This window comes from Mycolicibacter longobardus, from assembly GCF_002102265.1.
Lineage (GTDB): Bacteria > Actinomycetota > Actinomycetes > Mycobacteriales > Mycobacteriaceae > Mycobacterium > Mycobacterium longobardum.
This window is the reverse complement of sequence record NZ_LQPG01000011.1, coordinates 66,926-83,385: the sequence shown is the minus strand read 5'-3', so window position 1 is coordinate 83,385 and position 16,460 is coordinate 66,926. Positions and strand designations below refer to the sequence as shown.

20 protein-coding genes and 1 tRNA gene are annotated in these 16,460 nt (G+C 67.8%); 9 read left to right on the top strand and 12 right to left on the bottom strand.

Annotated elements, in window-relative coordinates; all coding sequences use genetic code 11:
• Positions 1-13 precede the first annotated feature (13 nt).
• Positions 14-823, bottom strand: coding sequence for an ABC transporter permease (locus AWC16_RS06520; RefSeq protein ID WP_276062571.1), 810 nt, complete (start codon positions 821-823; stop codon positions 14-16).
• A gap of 38 nt (positions 824-861) precedes the next feature.
• Positions 862-1,626, bottom strand: coding sequence for an MlaE family ABC transporter permease (locus AWC16_RS06515; RefSeq protein WP_085263974.1), 765 nt, complete (start codon positions 1,624-1,626; stop codon positions 862-864).
• Positions 1,627-1,958: 332 nt separating this feature from the next.
• On the opposite strand from AWC16_RS06515, the gene AWC16_RS06510 reads away from it, so the two are divergent.
• The gene (locus tag AWC16_RS06510; RefSeq protein ID WP_109561307.1) at positions 1,959-2,699 is read left to right on the top strand and encodes a 2OG-Fe(II) oxygenase; all 741 of its coding nucleotides are present in this window, start codon (positions 1,959-1,961) and stop codon (positions 2,697-2,699) included.
• A 31-nt stretch (positions 2,700-2,730) separates the two neighbouring features.
• Here the strand turns inward: AWC16_RS06510 and AWC16_RS06505 are convergent, their stop codons facing one another.
• Together AWC16_RS06505 and AWC16_RS06500 are read right to left on the bottom strand one after the other, a co-directional pair.
• On the bottom strand, positions 2,731-3,357 hold the full coding sequence (locus AWC16_RS06505; protein ID WP_085263973.1) for a class I SAM-dependent methyltransferase: 627 nt from the start codon (positions 3,355-3,357) through the stop codon (positions 2,731-2,733).
• 73 nt (positions 3,358-3,430) lie between these two features.
• Positions 3,431-4,552, bottom strand: a complete 1,122-nt coding sequence (locus AWC16_RS06500; protein WP_085263972.1) for a YeiH family protein — start codon at positions 4,550-4,552, stop codon at positions 3,431-3,433.
• Positions 4,553-4,788: 236 nt separating this feature from the next.
• On the opposite strand from AWC16_RS06500, the gene AWC16_RS06495 reads away from it, so the two are divergent.
• A complete protein-coding gene (locus tag AWC16_RS06495; RefSeq protein WP_085263971.1) occupies positions 4,789-5,364 on the top strand; it encodes a helix-turn-helix domain-containing protein in 576 nt (191 codons plus the stop codon).
• A gap of 16 nt (positions 5,365-5,380) precedes the next feature.
• Here the strand turns inward: AWC16_RS06495 and AWC16_RS06490 are convergent, their stop codons facing one another.
• Genes AWC16_RS06490 through AWC16_RS06480 form a run of 3 tightly spaced genes read right to left on the bottom strand, consistent with a single transcriptional unit; the run spans position 5,381 to position 8,349 of the window.
• A complete protein-coding gene (locus AWC16_RS06490) occupies positions 5,381-6,478 on the bottom strand; it encodes a bifunctional RNase H/acid phosphatase (protein WP_085263970.1) in 1,098 nt (365 codons plus the stop codon).
• A 6-nt stretch (positions 6,479-6,484) separates the two neighbouring features.
• Complete coding sequence (locus AWC16_RS06485; protein WP_085263969.1) at positions 6,485-7,219, bottom strand: zinc ribbon domain-containing protein; 735 nt, start codon at positions 7,217-7,219, stop codon at positions 6,485-6,487.
• Positions 7,216-8,349, bottom strand: a complete 1,134-nt coding sequence (locus tag AWC16_RS06480) for a Nif3-like dinuclear metal center hexameric protein (RefSeq protein WP_085263968.1) — start codon at positions 8,347-8,349, stop codon at positions 7,216-7,218. Before AWC16_RS06480 ends, AWC16_RS06485 begins: the two co-directional genes overlap by 4 nt.
• A 118-nt stretch (positions 8,350-8,467) precedes the next feature.
• On the opposite strand from AWC16_RS06480, the gene AWC16_RS06475 reads away from it, so the two are divergent.
• The 5 genes from AWC16_RS06475 (at position 8,468) to AWC16_RS06455 (ending at position 12,126) form a co-directional block, all read left to right on the top strand.
• Positions 8,468-9,139, top strand: coding sequence for a ribonuclease HI (locus AWC16_RS06475; RefSeq protein WP_234812147.1), 672 nt, complete (start codon positions 8,468-8,470; stop codon positions 9,137-9,139).
• A gap of 127 nt (positions 9,140-9,266) precedes the next feature.
• Positions 9,267-9,920, top strand: a complete 654-nt coding sequence (locus tag AWC16_RS06470; RefSeq protein WP_165759175.1) for an HAD-IA family hydrolase — start codon at positions 9,267-9,269, stop codon at positions 9,918-9,920.
• Positions 9,913-10,392: a low molecular weight protein-tyrosine-phosphatase gene (locus AWC16_RS06465; RefSeq protein WP_085263966.1), complete on the top strand. Its 480-nt coding sequence runs from the start codon at positions 9,913-9,915 to the stop codon at positions 10,390-10,392. Before AWC16_RS06470 ends, AWC16_RS06465 begins: the two co-directional genes overlap by 8 nt.
• Positions 10,392-11,231 carry an SURF1 family cytochrome oxidase biogenesis protein gene (locus tag AWC16_RS06460; protein WP_085263965.1) on the top strand — a complete coding sequence of 280 codons (840 nt, stop codon included), beginning with the start codon at positions 10,392-10,394 and terminating at the stop codon, positions 11,229-11,231. The genes AWC16_RS06465 and AWC16_RS06460 overlap by 1 nt, the downstream gene beginning before the upstream one ends.
• 34 nt (positions 11,232-11,265) lie before the next feature.
• Entirely contained in the window at positions 11,266-12,126 is an 861-nt protein-coding gene (locus AWC16_RS06455; RefSeq protein ID WP_085264111.1) for an LLM class F420-dependent oxidoreductase, read from the top strand.
• A 2-nt stretch (positions 12,127-12,128) separates the two neighbouring features.
• Here the strand turns inward: AWC16_RS06455 and fadD8 are convergent, their stop codons facing one another.
• The gene (fadD8, locus tag AWC16_RS06450) at positions 12,129-13,721 is read right to left on the bottom strand and encodes a fatty-acid--CoA ligase FadD8 (RefSeq protein ID WP_085263964.1); all 1,593 of its coding nucleotides are present in this window, start codon (positions 13,719-13,721) and stop codon (positions 12,129-12,131) included.
• A gap of 119 nt (positions 13,722-13,840) precedes the next feature.
• On the opposite strand from fadD8, the gene AWC16_RS06445 reads away from it, so the two are divergent.
• Positions 13,841-14,257 (top strand): ArsR/SmtB family transcription factor, encoded by a 417-nt coding sequence (locus AWC16_RS06445; protein WP_085263963.1) that lies wholly within the window; start codon positions 13,841-13,843, stop codon positions 14,255-14,257.
• 6 nt (positions 14,258-14,263) lie between these two features.
• Positions 14,264-14,416 (top strand): hypothetical protein, encoded by a 153-nt coding sequence (locus tag AWC16_RS06440; RefSeq protein WP_207572269.1) that lies wholly within the window; start codon positions 14,264-14,266, stop codon positions 14,414-14,416.
• A 259-nt stretch (positions 14,417-14,675) separates the two neighbouring features.
• Here the strand turns inward: AWC16_RS06440 and AWC16_RS06435 are convergent.
• The 4 genes from AWC16_RS06435 to AWC16_RS06420 all read right to left on the bottom strand — a co-directional run bounded on the left by AWC16_RS06435 (position 14,676) and on the right by AWC16_RS06420 (position 16,457).
• Positions 14,676-14,747, bottom strand: a tRNA-Val gene (locus AWC16_RS06435).
• Between the two features lie 137 nt (positions 14,748-14,884).
• A complete protein-coding gene (locus AWC16_RS06430) occupies positions 14,885-15,346 on the bottom strand; it encodes a peroxiredoxin (RefSeq protein ID WP_085263962.1) in 462 nt (153 codons plus the stop codon).
• Positions 15,346-15,768, bottom strand: a complete 423-nt coding sequence (locus tag AWC16_RS06425; RefSeq protein WP_085263961.1) for a DUF3052 domain-containing protein — start codon at positions 15,766-15,768, stop codon at positions 15,346-15,348. The genes AWC16_RS06430 and AWC16_RS06425 overlap by 1 nt, the downstream gene beginning before the upstream one ends.
• 101 nt (positions 15,769-15,869) lie before the next feature.
• The gene (locus AWC16_RS06420) at positions 15,870-16,457 is read right to left on the bottom strand and encodes a hypothetical protein (protein ID WP_234812146.1); all 588 of its coding nucleotides are present in this window, start codon (positions 16,455-16,457) and stop codon (positions 15,870-15,872) included.
• Between the last annotated feature and the right edge of the window lie 3 nt (positions 16,458-16,460).

The following is a 16,460-nucleotide window of genomic DNA, read 5'->3' as shown; positions in this document are numbered from 1 at the left end:
GGTGGACACGGCCTCACCCCGCCAGGTGAAAGTTGCCGGACTGTCCGTACACGGACAGGGTGATGGTCAGTAGCACGAAAACCGTTGCGGTCACCGAGGTGCGCACGGCGCGGCCTACGGCCTCGCCGACACCGGCCGGGCCGCCGGTCGCGGTGTAGCCGTAGTAGGTGTGCACCACCATGACTGCGGCAGCCATCGTCAACGCGGACAGAAACGACCACAGCAGGTCGGTGGGTTCCAGGAACGTCGAAAAGTAGTGGTCGTAGACCCCTCGCGATTGTCCATAGATCACGGTCGTGCCGAAGCGGGTCGCCAAGAACGCCATCAGCACGGCAATGGTGTAGAGCGGTATCACCACCAGGACTCCGGCGACGATCCGGGTGGCGGCCAGGTAGGTGATCGACCGGATACCCATCGCCTCCAGCGCGTCGATCTCCTCGCTGATCCGCATCGAGCCGATCTGAGCGGTCGCGCCGGCCCCGATGGTCCCGGCCAATGCCACCCCGGCGGTGGCCGGGGCGATGAACCGGACGTTGAGGAACGCGCCGAGAAAGCCGGTCAGTGCTTCGATCCCGACATTGGACAAGGTGTTGTAGCCCTGCACCGCGATCAACGCGCCGGTGGACAGGGTGAGGAACCCGACGATGACCACCGTGCCGCCGATGACGGCCAGCGCCCCGGACCCCATCCCCATGACCGCGATCAACCGCAACACCTCGCCGGGGTATCGGCGGACCGCGTCCCCGACGGCGGCCAGCGCACTGCCGTAGAAGGCGGTCTGCTCACCGATTTTGCGGGTGGCGTCGATGATCGCCGTCCGCAATTCAGCTCCGCGCTGCGCGGTGGCCTGTTCGGCAGTCGTCACGGCGCAACCTTCACGCCGAACGCGGTGGCCAGAATGTTGATCAGGAACAGTGCCATGAACGCGAACACCACTGTTTCGTTGACCGCGTTTCCGACGGCTGTCGGACCACCGCCCACGGACAGCCCCTTGTAGCAGGCGATCAGCCCGGCGGACAGACCGAACAGCAGCGCCTTACACAGCGACACCACTACTTGCGGCAGGCCCGTCAACAATGTCATCCCGGCGACGAAAGCGCCCGGTGTGACGTGCTGTACGAACACCACGAACGCGTAGCTTCCGGTCAGCCCCACCACCGCGACGACCGAATAGAGCATCACCGCAACGAATGTCGCCGCGATCACGCGGGGCACCACGAGCGCGTTCACGGGGTTGACGCCGATGACTTTCATCGCGTCGATCTCCTCGCGGATCGTGCGCGCACCCAGATCAGCGCACATCGCGGTGGCGCCGGCCCCGGAGACGACGATCGCGGTGACCACCGGACCCACCTGGGTGACCGCCGCCAGGGCTGCACCGGCGCCGGACAGGTCGGCGGCACCGATCTCCAGCAGCACGATGTTGAGCGTGAAGACGATGAGCACTGTGTACGGGATCGACAGCATGATCGTCGGAACGATTGATACCCGCGCCACGAACCAGATCTGGTGGATCAGTTCGCCCCAGGCCCACGGCGGTCGCACCATCGCCGCGAACGTTTCGCCGGCGAGCACGACAAAATCGCCGACGGCGACTGCGGGCTTGGACCAGGAGGACCCGCTCATCGCTGCCTGCCTATGGTGTGCGCCAACGTGTCACCCCGTTCGCGCACGAACGAGCCGTCCGGCCGACGACGGCTCCGCCACTGCCCCACCAGGCGCGCATGCCACTGCTGAGATCCCGCGCATTCGTCACTCCCCTCCTCAGACAAGGTTGGGCGAACAGTAAGAGGGCGCGAGTTAGCTGTCAACGCCCCCAAATGGCCTGGTAACGCGTCGTTCGCGGAAGTTGCTGGTTGCCACGCGCCGGGGATTAAGCGCACGGCGATTTAATCGAACCGACCGAAACCGTGGCACGGCACCGTCTGCTGGGCGCCGTGGCGCACACTTGACGGGACATGACCGGAAGGAACCAGGTGGCGACGACGGTGACGCGCTGGGAGCGGCGGGTGGCCGCCGGCGACTGGGACTCCATCACCGCCGAGCTCGACGAGTGCGGCGGCGCATTGCTGCCCCGGTTGCTGACGGCCGCGGAGGCCGCCCGGCTGCGCCGGGTCTACCCGGACGACAACCGGTTCCGCGCCACTGTCGACATGCAGCGTCACCGCTACGGTTCCGGGCAGTACCGGTATTTCTCGGCCCCGGCACCGGATCCGGTCGATGAACTCAAGCGGGCGCTGTATCCGCACCTGCTGCCGATCGCCCGGGACTGGGCGGCCCGGTTAGGGCGGAACGCCCCCTGGCCCGATGACTTCGACAAGTGGCTGGATCACTGCCACCGGGCCGGACAGACCAAACCGACCGCCCTGATGCTGCGTTATGGCCCCGGGGACTGGAATGCACTGCACCGGGACCTCTACGGCGAGTTGGTGTTTCCGCTGCAGGTGGTGATCAACCTCAGTGACCCGGCGGCCGACTACACCGGCGGCGAGTTCCTGCTCGTCGAGCAGCGGCCGCGTGCCCAATCCCGGGGCACTGCCGTGCAGTTGCCGCACGGGCACGGCTATGTATTCACCACCCGTGATCGGCCGGTGCGCTCCACCCGGGGTTGGTCCACCGCGCCGGTGCGGCACGGTGTCTCGCCCATCCGCTCCGGCGAGCGCTACACACTCGGTCTGATCTTTCACGACGCCGCGTGAAAGATACCGCGTGAAAGACGCCGCTTAGGGACTACCCGACGCGGCGCAGCACCAACACGTTGTCGGCAATCGTCGCCGACTGCCCCTCGGGTCCCACCGCCGGCCGCTCGACACGTTCGGCCCGCAGTCGGTTCCACCGGGTGTCGTCGAGCCCGAGCGCCGCCGAGACGCCTTCTACCGTGGGGAATTCGTGGTTACTGGCATGATCACCGGCCCACGGCGGTGCGGCGGCGTGGTCGACGATCAGCAACGTTCCATCCACCGCCACCGCCGCGGCGCCCTGCCGCAACACCGCGTCACGATCCAGGTGCACCGGGGAATGCAGGAACTGCGCCTGAACCAGGTCGAACTCGCCTTCGGGAAAGCTCTCCGGCAGATCGTGCCGCTCGAACCGGATGCGCGGCCCGGCATCGGATTCCCGCGCCGCTGCACCCGCCCGTTGCAGCGCGGTTGCCGACACATCCACAGCGACCACCTGCCAACCGTGTTCGGCCAGCCAGATGGCATCGGCACCCTCGCCGCAACCGACATCCAGGGCTCGCCCGGCGGGCAGCTCCGTGGCCACTTCCACCAGGCGGGCGTTCACCCGGCCACTCCATACCTTCTGGAGGTAGAACTCGTCCCAGAATTCGCGGACGTCCCGCACCGACTCAGTCATGCCTCGAGCATGCAGAACCCAGCAAAGATTGGCACGTCAATTTGCCATCTGGGCAATTCCGGTGAAGGGCCGGTCAGGCCGCGGCCACACCCCAACCAAGCACCCGCGACGTCACCAGCACCAGCCCCAAGGACACCGTGGCCACCACCACCAGGCCGATGACGGCAACCAGCAGTGGCCGCCAGCCCGCGCGGGCGATCTGGCGGAAGTCCGTGGACAGGCCGACGCCGGCGAAGGTGAGCAGGAAAGCCCATTTCGACACGTTGCCCAGGCTGACGAGCTGACTCTTGTCCAGCAATCCGACGGTCGCCACGGTCGACACCACCAGGAACCCGAGGATGAACTTGGGGAACTGCCGCCAGATGAATGCCGCCTTCGCCCGATAGCCGGGAGCCACTTGATCTGCCTGCCCACGCGCCGCCCAGTACAGTGCGAAACCCAGCACCACGAACCCGATCAGGGCGTTGCGGGTCGATTTCACCAGCACGGCGATCTTGCCCGCCTCATCGGAGAACAGGTACCCGGTGGCCGTCGTCTCCGCGGTGTTGTCCACCGAAAGCCCCGCCCACAGTCCGAACTCATGGTCGCTCAGGCCGATCAGGTGGCCCAACGGCGGCAATACGAACAGGCCCACCGCCCCTAGGGCAAGGATGGCAGCGATCGCATAGCTGACGTCGGAGTTCTTCGCCCGGATAGCGCCTTTCGAGGCGATGATGGCCGATACCCCACAGATCGACGTTCCGATCGCCAGCAGTGACCCGAGCTTTCCGGATAAGCCGAAAAGACGTGCAGCACCGAGGATTATCGCCCCAGCAATCGTCATGTCGAGCAGGATCTGGACCAGGCTGATACCGCCGAGTTTGGCGACGTCTCCGAGCACGAACCGAGAACCCAGCGCCACGATGCCGACCTTGAGCCAGAATTCATAGGTCTGCACTCCCGGATGAAAGATCCGGTGCAGTCCGACGCTGTTTCGGATCACCAGCCCGATCAGAATCGCCCACAACACGTATTCGATGTCGGGCACCGTCCAGCCCAGGTGATGGCCCAATGCCAGCCACCACCGCTGGGCGTACTTGCCGAGCAACCCCACCGTGAGCAGCAAGACGATGCCGGGCAGGTAGTCCAGCGGGCGACTGCTGGTAAAGATCGCATCCGATGCGGACTCGTCTGAATCCGTTTGAGTCGTGGTCATATCGTCACCACGGAATCCTGGGCAGCAGGTCGGCGATGGCCAACGCAACGAGCACGCCCACCAACAGGTTCGCCCAACCGTCCGGGCCCAACCACTTCATCTGCGACCTCTCTTCAGCCGTTCCGGCGTAACGGTATGACACGGCCGCTGCTGGGCGACAGAGTTCAAATCAACGTTGCTGGAAAAGTGCACCTGCCCTTGCCGGCTCGCAACGAGTGGTGGCAACGTGGCTTGCTATGCAGGCAAGCAATGATGACGGCGGGGTTGATCTTCGGGTGCGGCGCCGGCTGCGTGAGCTGCGCACCCAGCAGGGTCTGACCCTGGAGGACGTCGCCACCCGCGCGCGCATCGACGTATCGACGCTGAGCCGGCTGGAATCCGGCAAACGCCGGCTGGCGCTGGATCACCTGCCCCGGCTGGCCGAGGCCCTGTCGGTCAGCACCGACGAGTTGCTGCGTGCCCCGCAGCAGCCGGACCCGCGGGTGCGGGGCACCTCACACAGCCACAACGGCATCACCTATTGGCCGTTGACCCGGCACGGGCCGGCCGGGGGTCTGCACGCCTTCAAGATCCGGGTCGGCGTGCGGCGCCGCCGCCCGGCGGAGTTGCCGGTGCATGAGGGGCACGAGTGGATGTATGTGTTGTCCGGCCGGCTCCGGCTGGTGCTGGGCGACGACGATTTCCTGATCGGGCCCGGCGAGGCTGTCGAGTTCTCCACCTGGACGCCGCACTGGTTCGGCGCGGTCGGCGGACCGGCCGAGGCGATCGTGATCTTCGGCGCGCACGGCGAACGCGTGCACCTGCGCGACTGAGGCGCGGGGCGTCCGGCTAGAGGTAGGCCGTCTGGTTCACCAGACGCACCGACGCGGGCCCGTCGCCGAAGAACTCGGCGATGCTCAGCGACGCCAGGTCCAGGTGCAGCCGATACAGGATGGCCGGGCCGGCGTCGAGCGCCAGCCGCAGCATCGTCTTGATCGGCGTCACGTGCGACACCACCAACACCGTGGTCCCGCTGTGTTCGGCGATGATCCGGTCGCGCGCGCGCAGCACCCGTTGCTGCACCGCGTCGAAGCTCTCCCCGCCGGGCGGCTCGGTGGAGGTGTCCTTCAGCCAGCGTCGGTGCAATTCGGGATCGCGCTCGGCGGCCTCGGCGAACGTCAGGCCCTCCCAGGCCCCGAAGTCGGTTTCGGTCAGGTCTTCATCGACGGTCGCATCCAGGCCCAGCAGTTTCGCCGCCGCACCGGCGGTCTCGCGGCACCGCTGCAGCGGTGAGCTGATGATCGCCGAGATGCCGCCGCGCTGGGCCAGATAGTCCGCGGCAGCGTCGGCCTGGCGCCGGCCGATGTCGGTCAGCGGCGGGTTGCCGCGCCCGGAGTAGCGCCGGTGTACCGACAGTTCGGTCTGCCCGTGCCGCAGCAACAACAGCCGAGTGGCCGTACCGGTTGCGCCGGTCCAGCCGGGAGCCTTTGGCGCCGAGGGATTCTGCCCCTTCTCCCGGTTCTTCCGGGCGGGCCTCTCGATCCCGGCGGCGGCGTCCATCGCCTCGTTGGCCAGCCGGTCGGCGTGCGAGTTCTTCTCCCGAGGTATCCAGGTATAGCGGACGTGGTCGAACTTCGACGCCAGCTCGCGCGCCTGGGTGTGCAGCGGGATCAGGTCCGGATGCTTGACCTTCCACCGGCCGGCCATCTGTTCGACCACCAGCTTGGAATCCATGAACACCGCGACCTCGGCCGCACCCAACCGGGCCGCCTCGGTCAATCCCGCGACCAGGCCACGGTATTCGGCGACGTTGTTGGTGGCGACGCCGATCGCCTCCTTGACTTCGGCGAGCACCTCGGTGTGATCGGCGGACCACACCACCATCCCGTAGCCGGCCGGTCCAGGGTTCCCGCGCGACCCGCCGTCTGCCTCGATGATCACCTTCATCGGCGGCTAACCGAAGTCCTTGACCCGCAGCAGGATCGCGTTGCACTCCGGGCAGCGCAGCACCTCCTCGGGCGCCGCCGCGGAGATCCGGGCCAGCTCGCCGCGGTCGATCTCGATCCGGCAGGCCCCGCACTGGCCGCCCCGCAGCGGTGCCGCGCCGACCCCACCGGAGGCGCGCTGGCGCTCATAGAGCGTCAGCAGCTCGCCGTCGATCGAGGCGGCCAATTCGTCGCGACTCGCGGCGCGCTGGCCGCGGGTGGTCTCGATCTCTGCCAGCGCGGTGTCCAAGGTCTCCTGCACCCGGGTCAGGTCCGCGGCGAGCTCCTCGACCGCTTTGGCCTCGGTGGTCGCCTGGGTCTGCAGTTGCTCGCGCTGTTCCAGCAGCTCGAGCAGCGAATCCTCCAAGCTGGATTGACGTTTCTGCAGCGTCTCCAACTCGTGCTGCAAGTCGACCACCTGTTTGGCGTTGGTCTGTCCCGAATCCAGCAGGGCGCGGTCGCGGTCCTCGCGCTGGCGTACCGCGTCGATCTCCGACTCGAAGCGCCCGGCTTGGGCGTCCAAGTCCTCCAGGGCCAATTCCAGTGCGGCCAGCCGGTCGGAGGCCGCAACGTGGTCGGCCTGGATGCGCTCGCGGTCCTGCTGCTCGGGAAGGTGCCCGGAGCGGTGCGCGATCCGGGACAGTTCGGCGTCCAGCTCCGACAATTCCAGGAGCGAACGTTGTTGTGCCACTTCAGCCTTCATGGCCGGTCTCCTTCGAGCGCGAGATTCCAGGGGTCGGTGCGCAGCCCGCTGACGCGCACCGGCAGGGCCGCACCGAAATGCGAGCGGAGTATGTCGGCGGCCTGCGCACACCACGGGTATTCGCTGGCCCAGTGCGCCACGTCGACCAGCGCCACCTCCGACCGGCGGGAGTGCTCGTCGGCCGGGTGGTGGCGCAGGTCCGCGGTGACATAGACCTGGGCGTCGGCAGCGGCCGCCGCATTCAGCAGGGAATCGCCGGCGCCACCGCAGACCGCCACCCGCGACACCGGCAGGTCGGGGTCTCCTGAAGCGCGCACTCCCCACGAGGTGGCCGGCAGCCCCGCGGCGACGCGGGCGACGAACGCGCTCAGCGGTTCCGGTGTTGCCAAGCTGGCGACGCGCCCGATCCCGACCCCGGCGGGCAGCGGCTGCAACGCGAAGATGTCGAACGCCGGCTCCTCGTAGGGATGCGCGGCCAGCAGCGCCGCGTGGATCGCGCCGCGTGCCCGTGCCGGCGCCACCACCTCCACGCGGTCTTCGGTGACGCGCTCCACCGCACCCACCTGCCCGATCGTCGGCGCCGCGCCGTCGCCGGGCAGGAACTGGCCGATACCGGTGACGCTCCAACTGCACTGTGCGTAGTCGCCGATCTGCCCGGCTCCGGCCGCGAACACCGCGGCCCGCACCGCCTCGGCGTGCTCGGCCGGGGTGTAGATCACCCACTTGTCGGTGTCAGGAGCCCTGGTCGCCGGTTCCAGCACCGCCTCCACGGTGAGCCCGAGCGCCTCGGCCAGCGCATCGGAGACCCCGGGCGCTGCCGCGTCGGCATTGGTGTGCGCGGTGAACAGGGCTCGGCCGGTACGGATCAGCCGGTGCACCAGGGCACCCTTGGGGGTGCTGGCCGCCACGGTGTCCACCCCGCGCAGCAGCAGCGGGTGATGGGCCAGCAGCAGGCCGCCGTCGGGGACCTCGTCGACCACCGCGGCGGTGGCGTCGACGGCGATCGTCACCGAGCTCACCACGTCGTCGGGGTCACCGCAGACCAGCCCGACCGAGTCCCAGGACTGGGCCAGTTCCGGCGGGTAGGCCGTATCCAGGACGTCGATGACGTCAGCCAGCCGCGCAGTCACGCGTGCAACAGTACCCACATCGACTCTGCGTTCACGGCGGACTCTTCTCGAACTTCTCCGCCGTAGTCGCAGAGTCGGACGGCCAACGATGTCCGACCCCCCGCCTAGCGTCCGGTACATGAGCACAGCTACGGACAAGGCCCGCGACCGTACTCGTCCTCACCCACAGGGCGAGAACACGACGTTCGACGAGGGGCCGCTATGGGCGCACGAGGTCCTGTGCACTCTCCCCGCGTCGACTACCTATGCCGACCCGATCTGGGTGGCTACCGACGGCTCGGTGCGCGGGACGTTCACCGGCTACGGCTGGCTGGCCTCTACCAGCGAGTACGGGATGGCTGGGTTCCGGCATTCGCAGCGGCTGATCGGATCCAACACGGTGATGATCTCGGAGCTGCGCGCCATCGGCGCGGCCGTACAACACCTGCGTAACCGTCGGCTCACCGTCATCAGCGATAGTCAGGCGGCAATCGCCATGTTGACGCGCTGGATGGCCGGCTACGACGACCTGCCGTGCGGCTACACCACCATGCGGGCTGGTGGACAAACGGCCGGGCTGGTGCGGGTCCAACAGCTGATTCATGCCCGCCGGAACGCGATCACCCCCGTCTGGGTGAAGGGGCATCGTGGCGATCCGCTCAACAGCGGAGCCCATGCACTGGCCCGCCTCTCGTCGCGTTACGCCAGTGGCGCCCTGAACATCGGCGAAATCGAATACCGCCGCCACGCTGCCGATTTGGCCAGGCATTTCGTCGCTGAGTTCGCCCGCACGACAGCGGCACACCGGTAACCGCACGTCCTGGCTGAAATGCGCGCGTCGGGCGTTGTCGCGCAGAGCCGGGCACATCGACACATGGTCCCCATCGCGCATCTGGCAGCGATTCAAACGCCATCACGCGATCGGGGACAATAGATCCGTGACACGCACCACCACCGCCGCCGCCGAACTGGTGATCTTCGACCTCGACGGCACCTTGACCGACTCCGCAGCCGGGATCGTCGCCAGCTTCCGCCACGCGCTGGGCCAGATCGGCGCACCGGTGCCCGAGGGTGATCTCGCCGCGCAGCTTGTCGGCCCACCCATGCACCACACTCTGGCCGCAATGGGCCTGGGTGATCAGGCCGAGCAGGCGATGGCCGCCTACCGGGCCGACTACACCAGCCGCGGGTGGGCGATGAACACGCTGTTCGACGGCGTCCCCGCGCTGCTGAGCGATCTGCGGGCCGCCGGGGTCCGGTTGGCCGTGGCCACCTCCAAGGTCGAGCCGACCGCACGCAAGATCCTCGCCCACTTCGGGCTGGACGAGTATTTCGAGGTGGTCGCCGGGGCCAGCGTGGACGGCACCCGGGCGGCGAAGTCCGACGTGGTGGCTCATGCCCTGACCCAACTGGCACCGCTGCCGGAGCGGGTGCTGATGGTCGGGGACCGGCGTCACGACGTGGACGGCGCGGCCGCGCACGGTATCGACACCGTGTTGGTCGGCTGGGGATACGGACGAGACGATGCTGTCGACGACGCCACGACGCGGGCTGGCGACATCGCCGAGCTTCGGGAGGTGCTCGGTGTCTGACCTGCTCCTGCACGTCACGTTCGTCTGCACCGGCAACATCTGCCGCTCGCCGATGGCCGAGAAGATGTTCGCCCACCAGATCGCCGAACGGGGCTTGGATACCGCGGTGCGGGTGAGCAGTGCCGGCACTGCCGGCTGGCATATCGGAAAGGGCGCCGACGAGCGCACCAACCGGGTGCTGCGCGCGCACGGCTACCCCACCGACCACTTCGCCGCGCAGTTCGGCGACGAACACGCGACCGCCGACCTGGTGGTGGCATTGGCCCGCAACCACATCCGGCTGCTGCAGGATCTCGGTGCGCCTGCCGAGCGGATCCGGATGCTGCGGTCTTTCGACCCGCGCTCGGGCGCGGTTGCCCTTGACGTCGACGACCCCTACTACGGCGATCTGGACGATTTCGAGGAGTCGTTTACGGTGATCGCCGCTGCCTTGCCCGGTCTGCACGCCTGGGTCGATGAGCGGCTGAGCTGATGCGACGCCTGGCCTTCCTGCTGCGCCCGAGCTGGCTGGCCCTGGCGGCGGTGGTGCTGGCCTTCGCCTACCTGTGCTTCACCGTGCTGGCGCCATGGCAACTGGGCAAGAACACCACCACATCCCGGGCGAACAGCCAGCTCGAACATGCGCTGACCGCCGAACCCGTGCCGCTGACAACGCTGCTGCCGCATCAGGATTCGTTCGCGCCGGATGAGCAGTGGCGGCCGGTCACCGCCACCGGCCGCTACCTTCCCGAGGCGCAGGTGCTGGTGCGGTTGCGGGTGATCGACGGCGTGCCGGCCATCGAGGTGTTGACGCCGTTTGCGGTCAAAGGTGGGCCGACGGTGCTGGTGAACCGCGGCTATGTGCGCACCGAGGACGGCGGGGCGCGGCTGCCGGAGATTGCGCCGCCACCGGATGCGGAGGTCACCGTCACCGCTCGGCTGCGGGACTCGCAGCCGGCAATTCCGGGCAAGAACCCGTTCACCGAGAACGGTTTTCGTCAGGTGTACTCGATCAACACCGACCAGATCGCGGCGTTTACCCACATTCCGCTGGCCGGGTCCTACCTGCAACTGGTGGACGACCAGCCCGGCGGGCTGGGTGTGATCGCGCTGCCGCGCCGGGACAACGGGCCGTTCCTGTCCTACGGCATCCAATGGATAGCGTTCGGAATCCTCGCCCCGATCGGACTGGGTTACTTCGCCTTCGCCGAGCTGCGTGCACGCCGGTCGGAGAACTCCGAGGCCGCGACCGGCGAGACCGATACCGGCGAGCCGGCGCCACCGATGAGCGTCGAGCAGAAACTCGCCGACCGGTACGGCCGGCGCCGGTAGACCACCGGCACGGCTATGCCATCCTGGGGCGATGGTGAACATCTCGGGTGTCGGGATCTGGAGTGCGCCACTGCGCTACGGCGATCAGGGCGAGGCCGCCGACGCGGCCGCCGAATTGGAGCAACTGGGCTTCGGCGTGCTGTGGATACCCGATGTCGGCGGGCCGGTGTTCGACTCGGTGGGCAACCTGCTGTCAGCCACCCGCCAGGCGGTCATCGCGACCGGCATCCTGAACCTGTGGATGCACGCACCGGCCGACGTGGCGGCGTCATACGCATCACTGACTGCAGCCCACGGTGATCGGTTCCTGCTCGGCATCGGTGTCAGCCATGCTCCGCTGATCGACGCCGGGGATCCCGGGCGCTACCGCCGACCGCTGCGCGCGATGAGCGAGTTTCTCGACGGCCTCGACGCCGCCGACACACCCGTCCCGGTCGACTCCCGGGTGCTCGCGGCGCTCGGCCCGAAGATGCTGGAGCTGGCCGCCACCCGGAGCCGCGGCGCCCACCCCTATCTGGTCACTCCCGAGCACACCCGGTTCGCCCGCGAACAGCTCGGCGTGGGCCCGTTGCTGCTGCCCGAGCAGACCGCCATCTTGTGCTCCAGCCGCGAAGAGGCACGCGAGATCGGCACCAAATGGCTGGGCTCCTACCTGGCGCTGCCCAACTACGCCAACAACCTGCTGCGGTCCGGGTTCTCCGAAGACGACATCGCCTCCGTCAGCGATCGGATCTTCGACGCGATCATCGCCTGGGGAACCCCGGAGGCCGTGACCAGCCGGATCGCCGAGCACCGGGCCGCCGGAGCCGACCACGTCTGCGTCCAGCTGCTGGACGCCGACCCGCGCGCCTTCCCACGGGAGCAGTGGCGACAGCTGGCCGACGCCCTGAGCTGATCTCAGCCGACGGAACGTGCTGCGCCGGACCAGAACTGGGCACGCACCGCCTTCTTGTCCGGCTTACCCAGCGCGGTCACCGGCACCGATTCGGCGACGATCACCTGCTTGGGCGACTGAACCGAACCCTTGCGTTCCTTGACCGCGGACTGGATCTCGGCGGTCATCGTGGCCACCGCGGCGTCATCGCTGTCGACGCCCGGACGCAGCACCACAACTGCGGTCACCGCCTCGCCCCACTTCTCGTCGGGGGTTCCGATCACGCACACCTGGGCCACCGACGGGTGCTCGGCGATCACATCCTCGACCTCGCGGGGGAACACGTTGAAACCGCCGGTGACGATCATGTCCTTGGTGCGGTCCACGATGTAGTAGAAGCCGTCTTCATCCTCCCGGGCCAGGTCGCCGGTGTGCATCCAGCCGTCCCTGAAGGTGTCGGCGGTGGCCTCCGGAAGCTTCCAGTAGCCGCCCGACACCAGCGGCCCGGACACGCAGATCTCCCCGACCTCACCCTGGGCCACCGGGTTGCCGTCGTCGCCCAGCAGCGCCACCCGGGCGAACAGCGTCGGGCGGCCGCATGAGGTGAGCCGCTTCTGGTCGTGGTCGCCCTTGGACAGGTAGGTGATCACCATCGGCGCCTCGGACTGGCCGTAGTACTGGGCGAAGATCGGGCCGAACCTGTCGATGGCCTCCTGCAGCCGAACCGGGTTCATCGCCGAGGCGCCGTAGTACACCGTCTCCAGCGAAGACAGGTCGCGAGTGTGCGAGTCCGGGTGATCCATCAGCGCGTAGATCATCGAGGGCACCAGCATGGTGGCGGTGATCTTCTGTTCCTCGATCACCCGCAGCACCTCGGCCGGATCGAATTTGGTGAGCACCACCAGCTCACCGCCCTTGACAATCGTCGGCACGAAAAACGCCGCACCCGCATGCGAAAGCGGAGTGCACATCAGGAACTTCGGGCGCTCCGGCCACTCCCACTCCGCGAGCTGAATGGTCGTCATCGCGGTGATGGACCCCACGGTGCCGATAACGCCCTTCGGCTTGCCGGTGGTCCCGCCGGTGTAGGTGAGGCCGCCGATGTGATCCGCGGCCAGGTCCGCGGCCACCAGCGGCTGCGGGTCGTACTTGGCCGCCTCGGCAGCCAGGTCGACAGCCTTCCCTTCGAGCTCCGGCGGCACCGGGCCGATGGTCAGCACCTGTCGTAACGTCGGCACCTTTTCGAGCAGACCCAGGGCGCGTTCCACGAAAGCCGGTGTGGGATCGATGATCAGCGAGGTGACCTCGGCGTCGGCCAGCACGTAGGCATGGTCGTCCAGCGAGCCCAGCGGGTGAAGCGCGGTGCGCCGGTGTCCCTGGATCTGGCCGGCGCCGATGATCATCAACACCTCGGGGCGGTTCAGGGACAGCAGGCCGAACGTGTCAGCGCCGAGCGCCTCGAACGCCTGAATGTACTGGCTGATGCGTTCCGCGAGCTGACCACCGGTCAACGTGGTGTCGCCGAGGAACAGCACCGGTTTGTCCCTGTTGCGCTTGAGGCCGCCGATGGTGAGATGCCCGGAGTGAATGGGCTGCCGCATGGACTGCGTCGACATCGGGCTACCTCCGCTGGTGTGCTGACGGCTTGCCCGCTGGAGACTACCGACCGCCCCGTCCGCTCCTGGGACGAGCCGAGGGTTGACACCCCGGAGGCTCCAAGACTTATTATTTGCGTATGCATGCAGATAATGGTCCAGCGGATCGGCTACCGGAGGATCAGGTCGGCCTGATCGTCGAGGTGTTCCGGATGCTGGCCGACGCCACCCGGGTACAGGTGCTGTGGGCGCTGACCAGCCGGGAGATGTCGGTAAACGAACTCGCCGAGCACGTCGGCAAGCCGGCGCCGTCGGTGTCACAGCACCTGGCGAAACTGCGGATGGCGCGGCTGGTGCGCACCCGGCGAGAGGGCACCACGATCTTCTACAGCATGGAGAACGAGCACGTCTGCCAACTGGTCACCGACGCCGTCTTCAACGCCGAGCATGCCGGTCCGGGGGTGCCCCCGCATCACCGTGCCGCCAACAACCTGCCGGCTGCTGCCGGACAGGCGTTGCCCTCCTTGGGACAACGAGCCATCGAGAAAGGGAGATGAGCCACCATGTCGCACCATGTCCACGAGCACCACGACACCCATGAGCACGACCACATCGAGCACACCCACGAGCACACCCACGAGGACGGAACCGTGCACAGCCATCCGCATGTTCATCAGGTGGGCCTGGAGCACGCCGGCCACGCTCATTCGCACTGAGCACGCCGCCCAGCGATCCCGTCCGGGTGCCTGCCCGGGCGGGTTTCCGCTATCAGCGCTTAAGCCGACAGGACGATCAGCAGGGCGATCATCCCGATCAGCACAATCAGTGCCGTCCACAGCACGGTGCGGCCGCGCACCGGGTTCCCCGCGGGTGGCACGGGCGGGAACGGTGCGGATCCAGGTGCGGGGTCTTCTGGGGTCGGATATGCGGTCATGCCCGCTGCATTGACCGTCGGCCGCCGCATCAAACCAATTGTGGGCGCGGACGGTATCGAACCGCCGACCGCTGGTGTGTAAAACCAGAGCTCTACCACTGAGCTACGCGCCCCTGCCTCGGGCAGGTTACCCGGATCGGAACCGCAGACCCAAAACGGTCACAACTCCCGCTGCGAGCGTGCACAGAATGCCGCCGACGGCGGCGTGGCGACGTGCAAACACGCACCCTCGCGGGTCACGGCGTCAGGGCTACCCCTTGAGCGCGGCCAGGGCGTCGAGCCAGAGCTGCTGGTCGCGCGCCTCACCGGGCTGCTTCATCTCGGCGAAGCGGACGATCCCGGACTTGTCGATGACGAACGTGCCGCGGTTGGAAAAGCCGGTGTCGGAGTTGAACACTCCGTAGGCCTGGCTGACCGCGCCGTGCGGCCAGAAGTCGGACAGCACCGGGAACAGGAACCCGCTCTCGGTCGCCCAGATCTTGTGGGTGGGCGGCGGGCCCACCGAGATCGCCAGGGCCACGCTGTCGTCGTTGACGTAGCTGGGCAGGTGGTCCCGCAACTGGTCCAGCTCGCCCTGGCAGATGCCGGTGAAGGCCAGCGGGAAGAAGACCACCAGAACGTTCTTCTCGCCGCGAAAGCTGCTCAGGGTCACCGGCTGCTGGTTCTGGTCCTTGAGAGTGAAGTCAGGGGCCTGCGCACCGACTTCCAGCATCAACGCTTTCCCGTCCGGGATTTCGGCTGAACCAGGCGACTGGCGCTCCAGTCACCGAGGTTGACCGACGACGTCGGCATCAGGCCGGCGGTCGGGGCCGCTTCGGCGATCTCGGCGGGCTGGACGTGGCCGGACCTGCCGGTCTTGGGCGTCAACACCCAGATCACGCCGTCGTCAGCCAGCGCGGTGATCGCGTCCATCAGGGTGTCCACCAGGTCACCGTCGCCGTCGCGCCACCACAGCAGCACGACGTCCACCACCTCGTCGGTGTCTTCGTCGAGCAGTTCGCTGCCGCAGGCCTCTTCGACGTCGGCACGGATATCGTCGTCGGCGTCCTCGTCCCAGCCGAACTCCTGGACCAACTGCTTGCTTCCGATGCCCAATTTGCGGGCGAAGTTCGGGGCGTTATCCGCCGCGACCACCGTGTGACCTCCTTCGAATCTCAGCGCGCCGTGTGTTGCGCATCATCGTTGCACAGCACCGGGGCGCCGGGGGTTCTGTGGGCTCAGAAGGACAAGAAGGCTCAGAAGGCTTTGCACAGCTGCATCCCCTGCTCCCTGGCCCGGTTGAGTTCGTCTTTGCGGGCGTTGTACACCGAGACCGGCGCCTTGGATGAAATCGCGTTGGCGACCCCGCGCGCGGCTTCGACGTAGGCGTGGAACGCCTCGGTGAGCTCAGGCGACATCTTCTCGTTGATGGCAGCCGCCACCTCGTCGGCGCTGTGGTTGAGCGCCTCGACGGCCGGCCCTGCGGTTCCGGGGATGTCGCCGCCCTTGTTGAACGCCTCCACGTACTTGTTCACCACGTCCACGGCGTCGCTGCTGCTCGAGGCGAACCGGCCGCACGCGCCGCGCACCGCCTGGGTTGTCATGGACTGCTGCCGCTGGGTCTCGCGAATGCTCGACGTCGCCTCGGAGGCCGACACCGACGCCGACACCGAGGAGCGGTAGGCCGGGGCTTCGGCGGTGTCCGCCGTGGGGTTGCCACCGATGATGCTGGTACACCCGACGACGCCCATCGCCAGCGCCGCGGCACCGCCTGCCACCAGCGCGCCAACTCGGGCGTGTTGCCGCACCCGCGCGCGCGAGACGGTCCGCCATCCGGTTAGCACAAC

Bases quoted from the DNA above. Each gene is read 5' to 3' on its own strand.
- AWC16_RS06515 (WP_085263974.1), bottom strand. From the start codon at position 1,626: ATGAGCGGGTCCTCCTGGTCCAAGCCCGCAGTCGCCGTCGGCGATTTT.
- AWC16_RS06510 (WP_109561307.1), top strand. From the start codon at position 1,959: ATGACCGGAAGGAACCAGGTGGCGACGACGGTGACGCGCTGGGAGCGG.
- AWC16_RS06505 (WP_085263973.1), bottom strand. From the start codon at position 3,357: ATGACTGAGTCGGTGCGGGACGTCCGCGAATTCTGGGACGAGTTCTAC.
- AWC16_RS06500 (WP_085263972.1), bottom strand. From the start codon at position 4,552: ATGACCACGACTCAAACGGATTCAGACGAGTCCGCATCGGATGCGATC.
- AWC16_RS06495 (WP_085263971.1), top strand. From the start codon at position 4,789: ATGCAGGCAAGCAATGATGACGGCGGGGTTGATCTTCGGGTGCGGCGC.
- AWC16_RS06490 (WP_085263970.1), bottom strand. From the start codon at position 6,478: ATGAAGGTGATCATCGAGGCAGACGGCGGGTCGCGCGGGAACCCTGGA.
- AWC16_RS06485 (WP_085263969.1), bottom strand. From the start codon at position 7,219: ATGAAGGCTGAAGTGGCACAACAACGTTCGCTCCTGGAATTGTCGGAG.
- AWC16_RS06475 (WP_234812147.1), top strand. From the start codon at position 8,468: ATGAGCACAGCTACGGACAAGGCCCGCGACCGTACTCGTCCTCACCCA.
- AWC16_RS06460 (WP_085263965.1), top strand. From the start codon at position 10,392: ATGCGACGCCTGGCCTTCCTGCTGCGCCCGAGCTGGCTGGCCCTGGCG.
- fadD8 (WP_085263964.1), bottom strand. From the start codon at position 13,721: ATGTCGACGCAGTCCATGCGGCAGCCCATTCACTCCGGGCATCTCACC.
- AWC16_RS06445 (WP_085263963.1), top strand. From the start codon at position 13,841: ATGCATGCAGATAATGGTCCAGCGGATCGGCTACCGGAGGATCAGGTC.
- AWC16_RS06440 (WP_207572269.1), top strand. From the start codon at position 14,264: ATGTCGCACCATGTCCACGAGCACCACGACACCCATGAGCACGACCAC.
- AWC16_RS06430 (WP_085263962.1), bottom strand. From the start codon at position 15,346: ATGCTGGAAGTCGGTGCGCAGGCCCCTGACTTCACTCTCAAGGACCAG.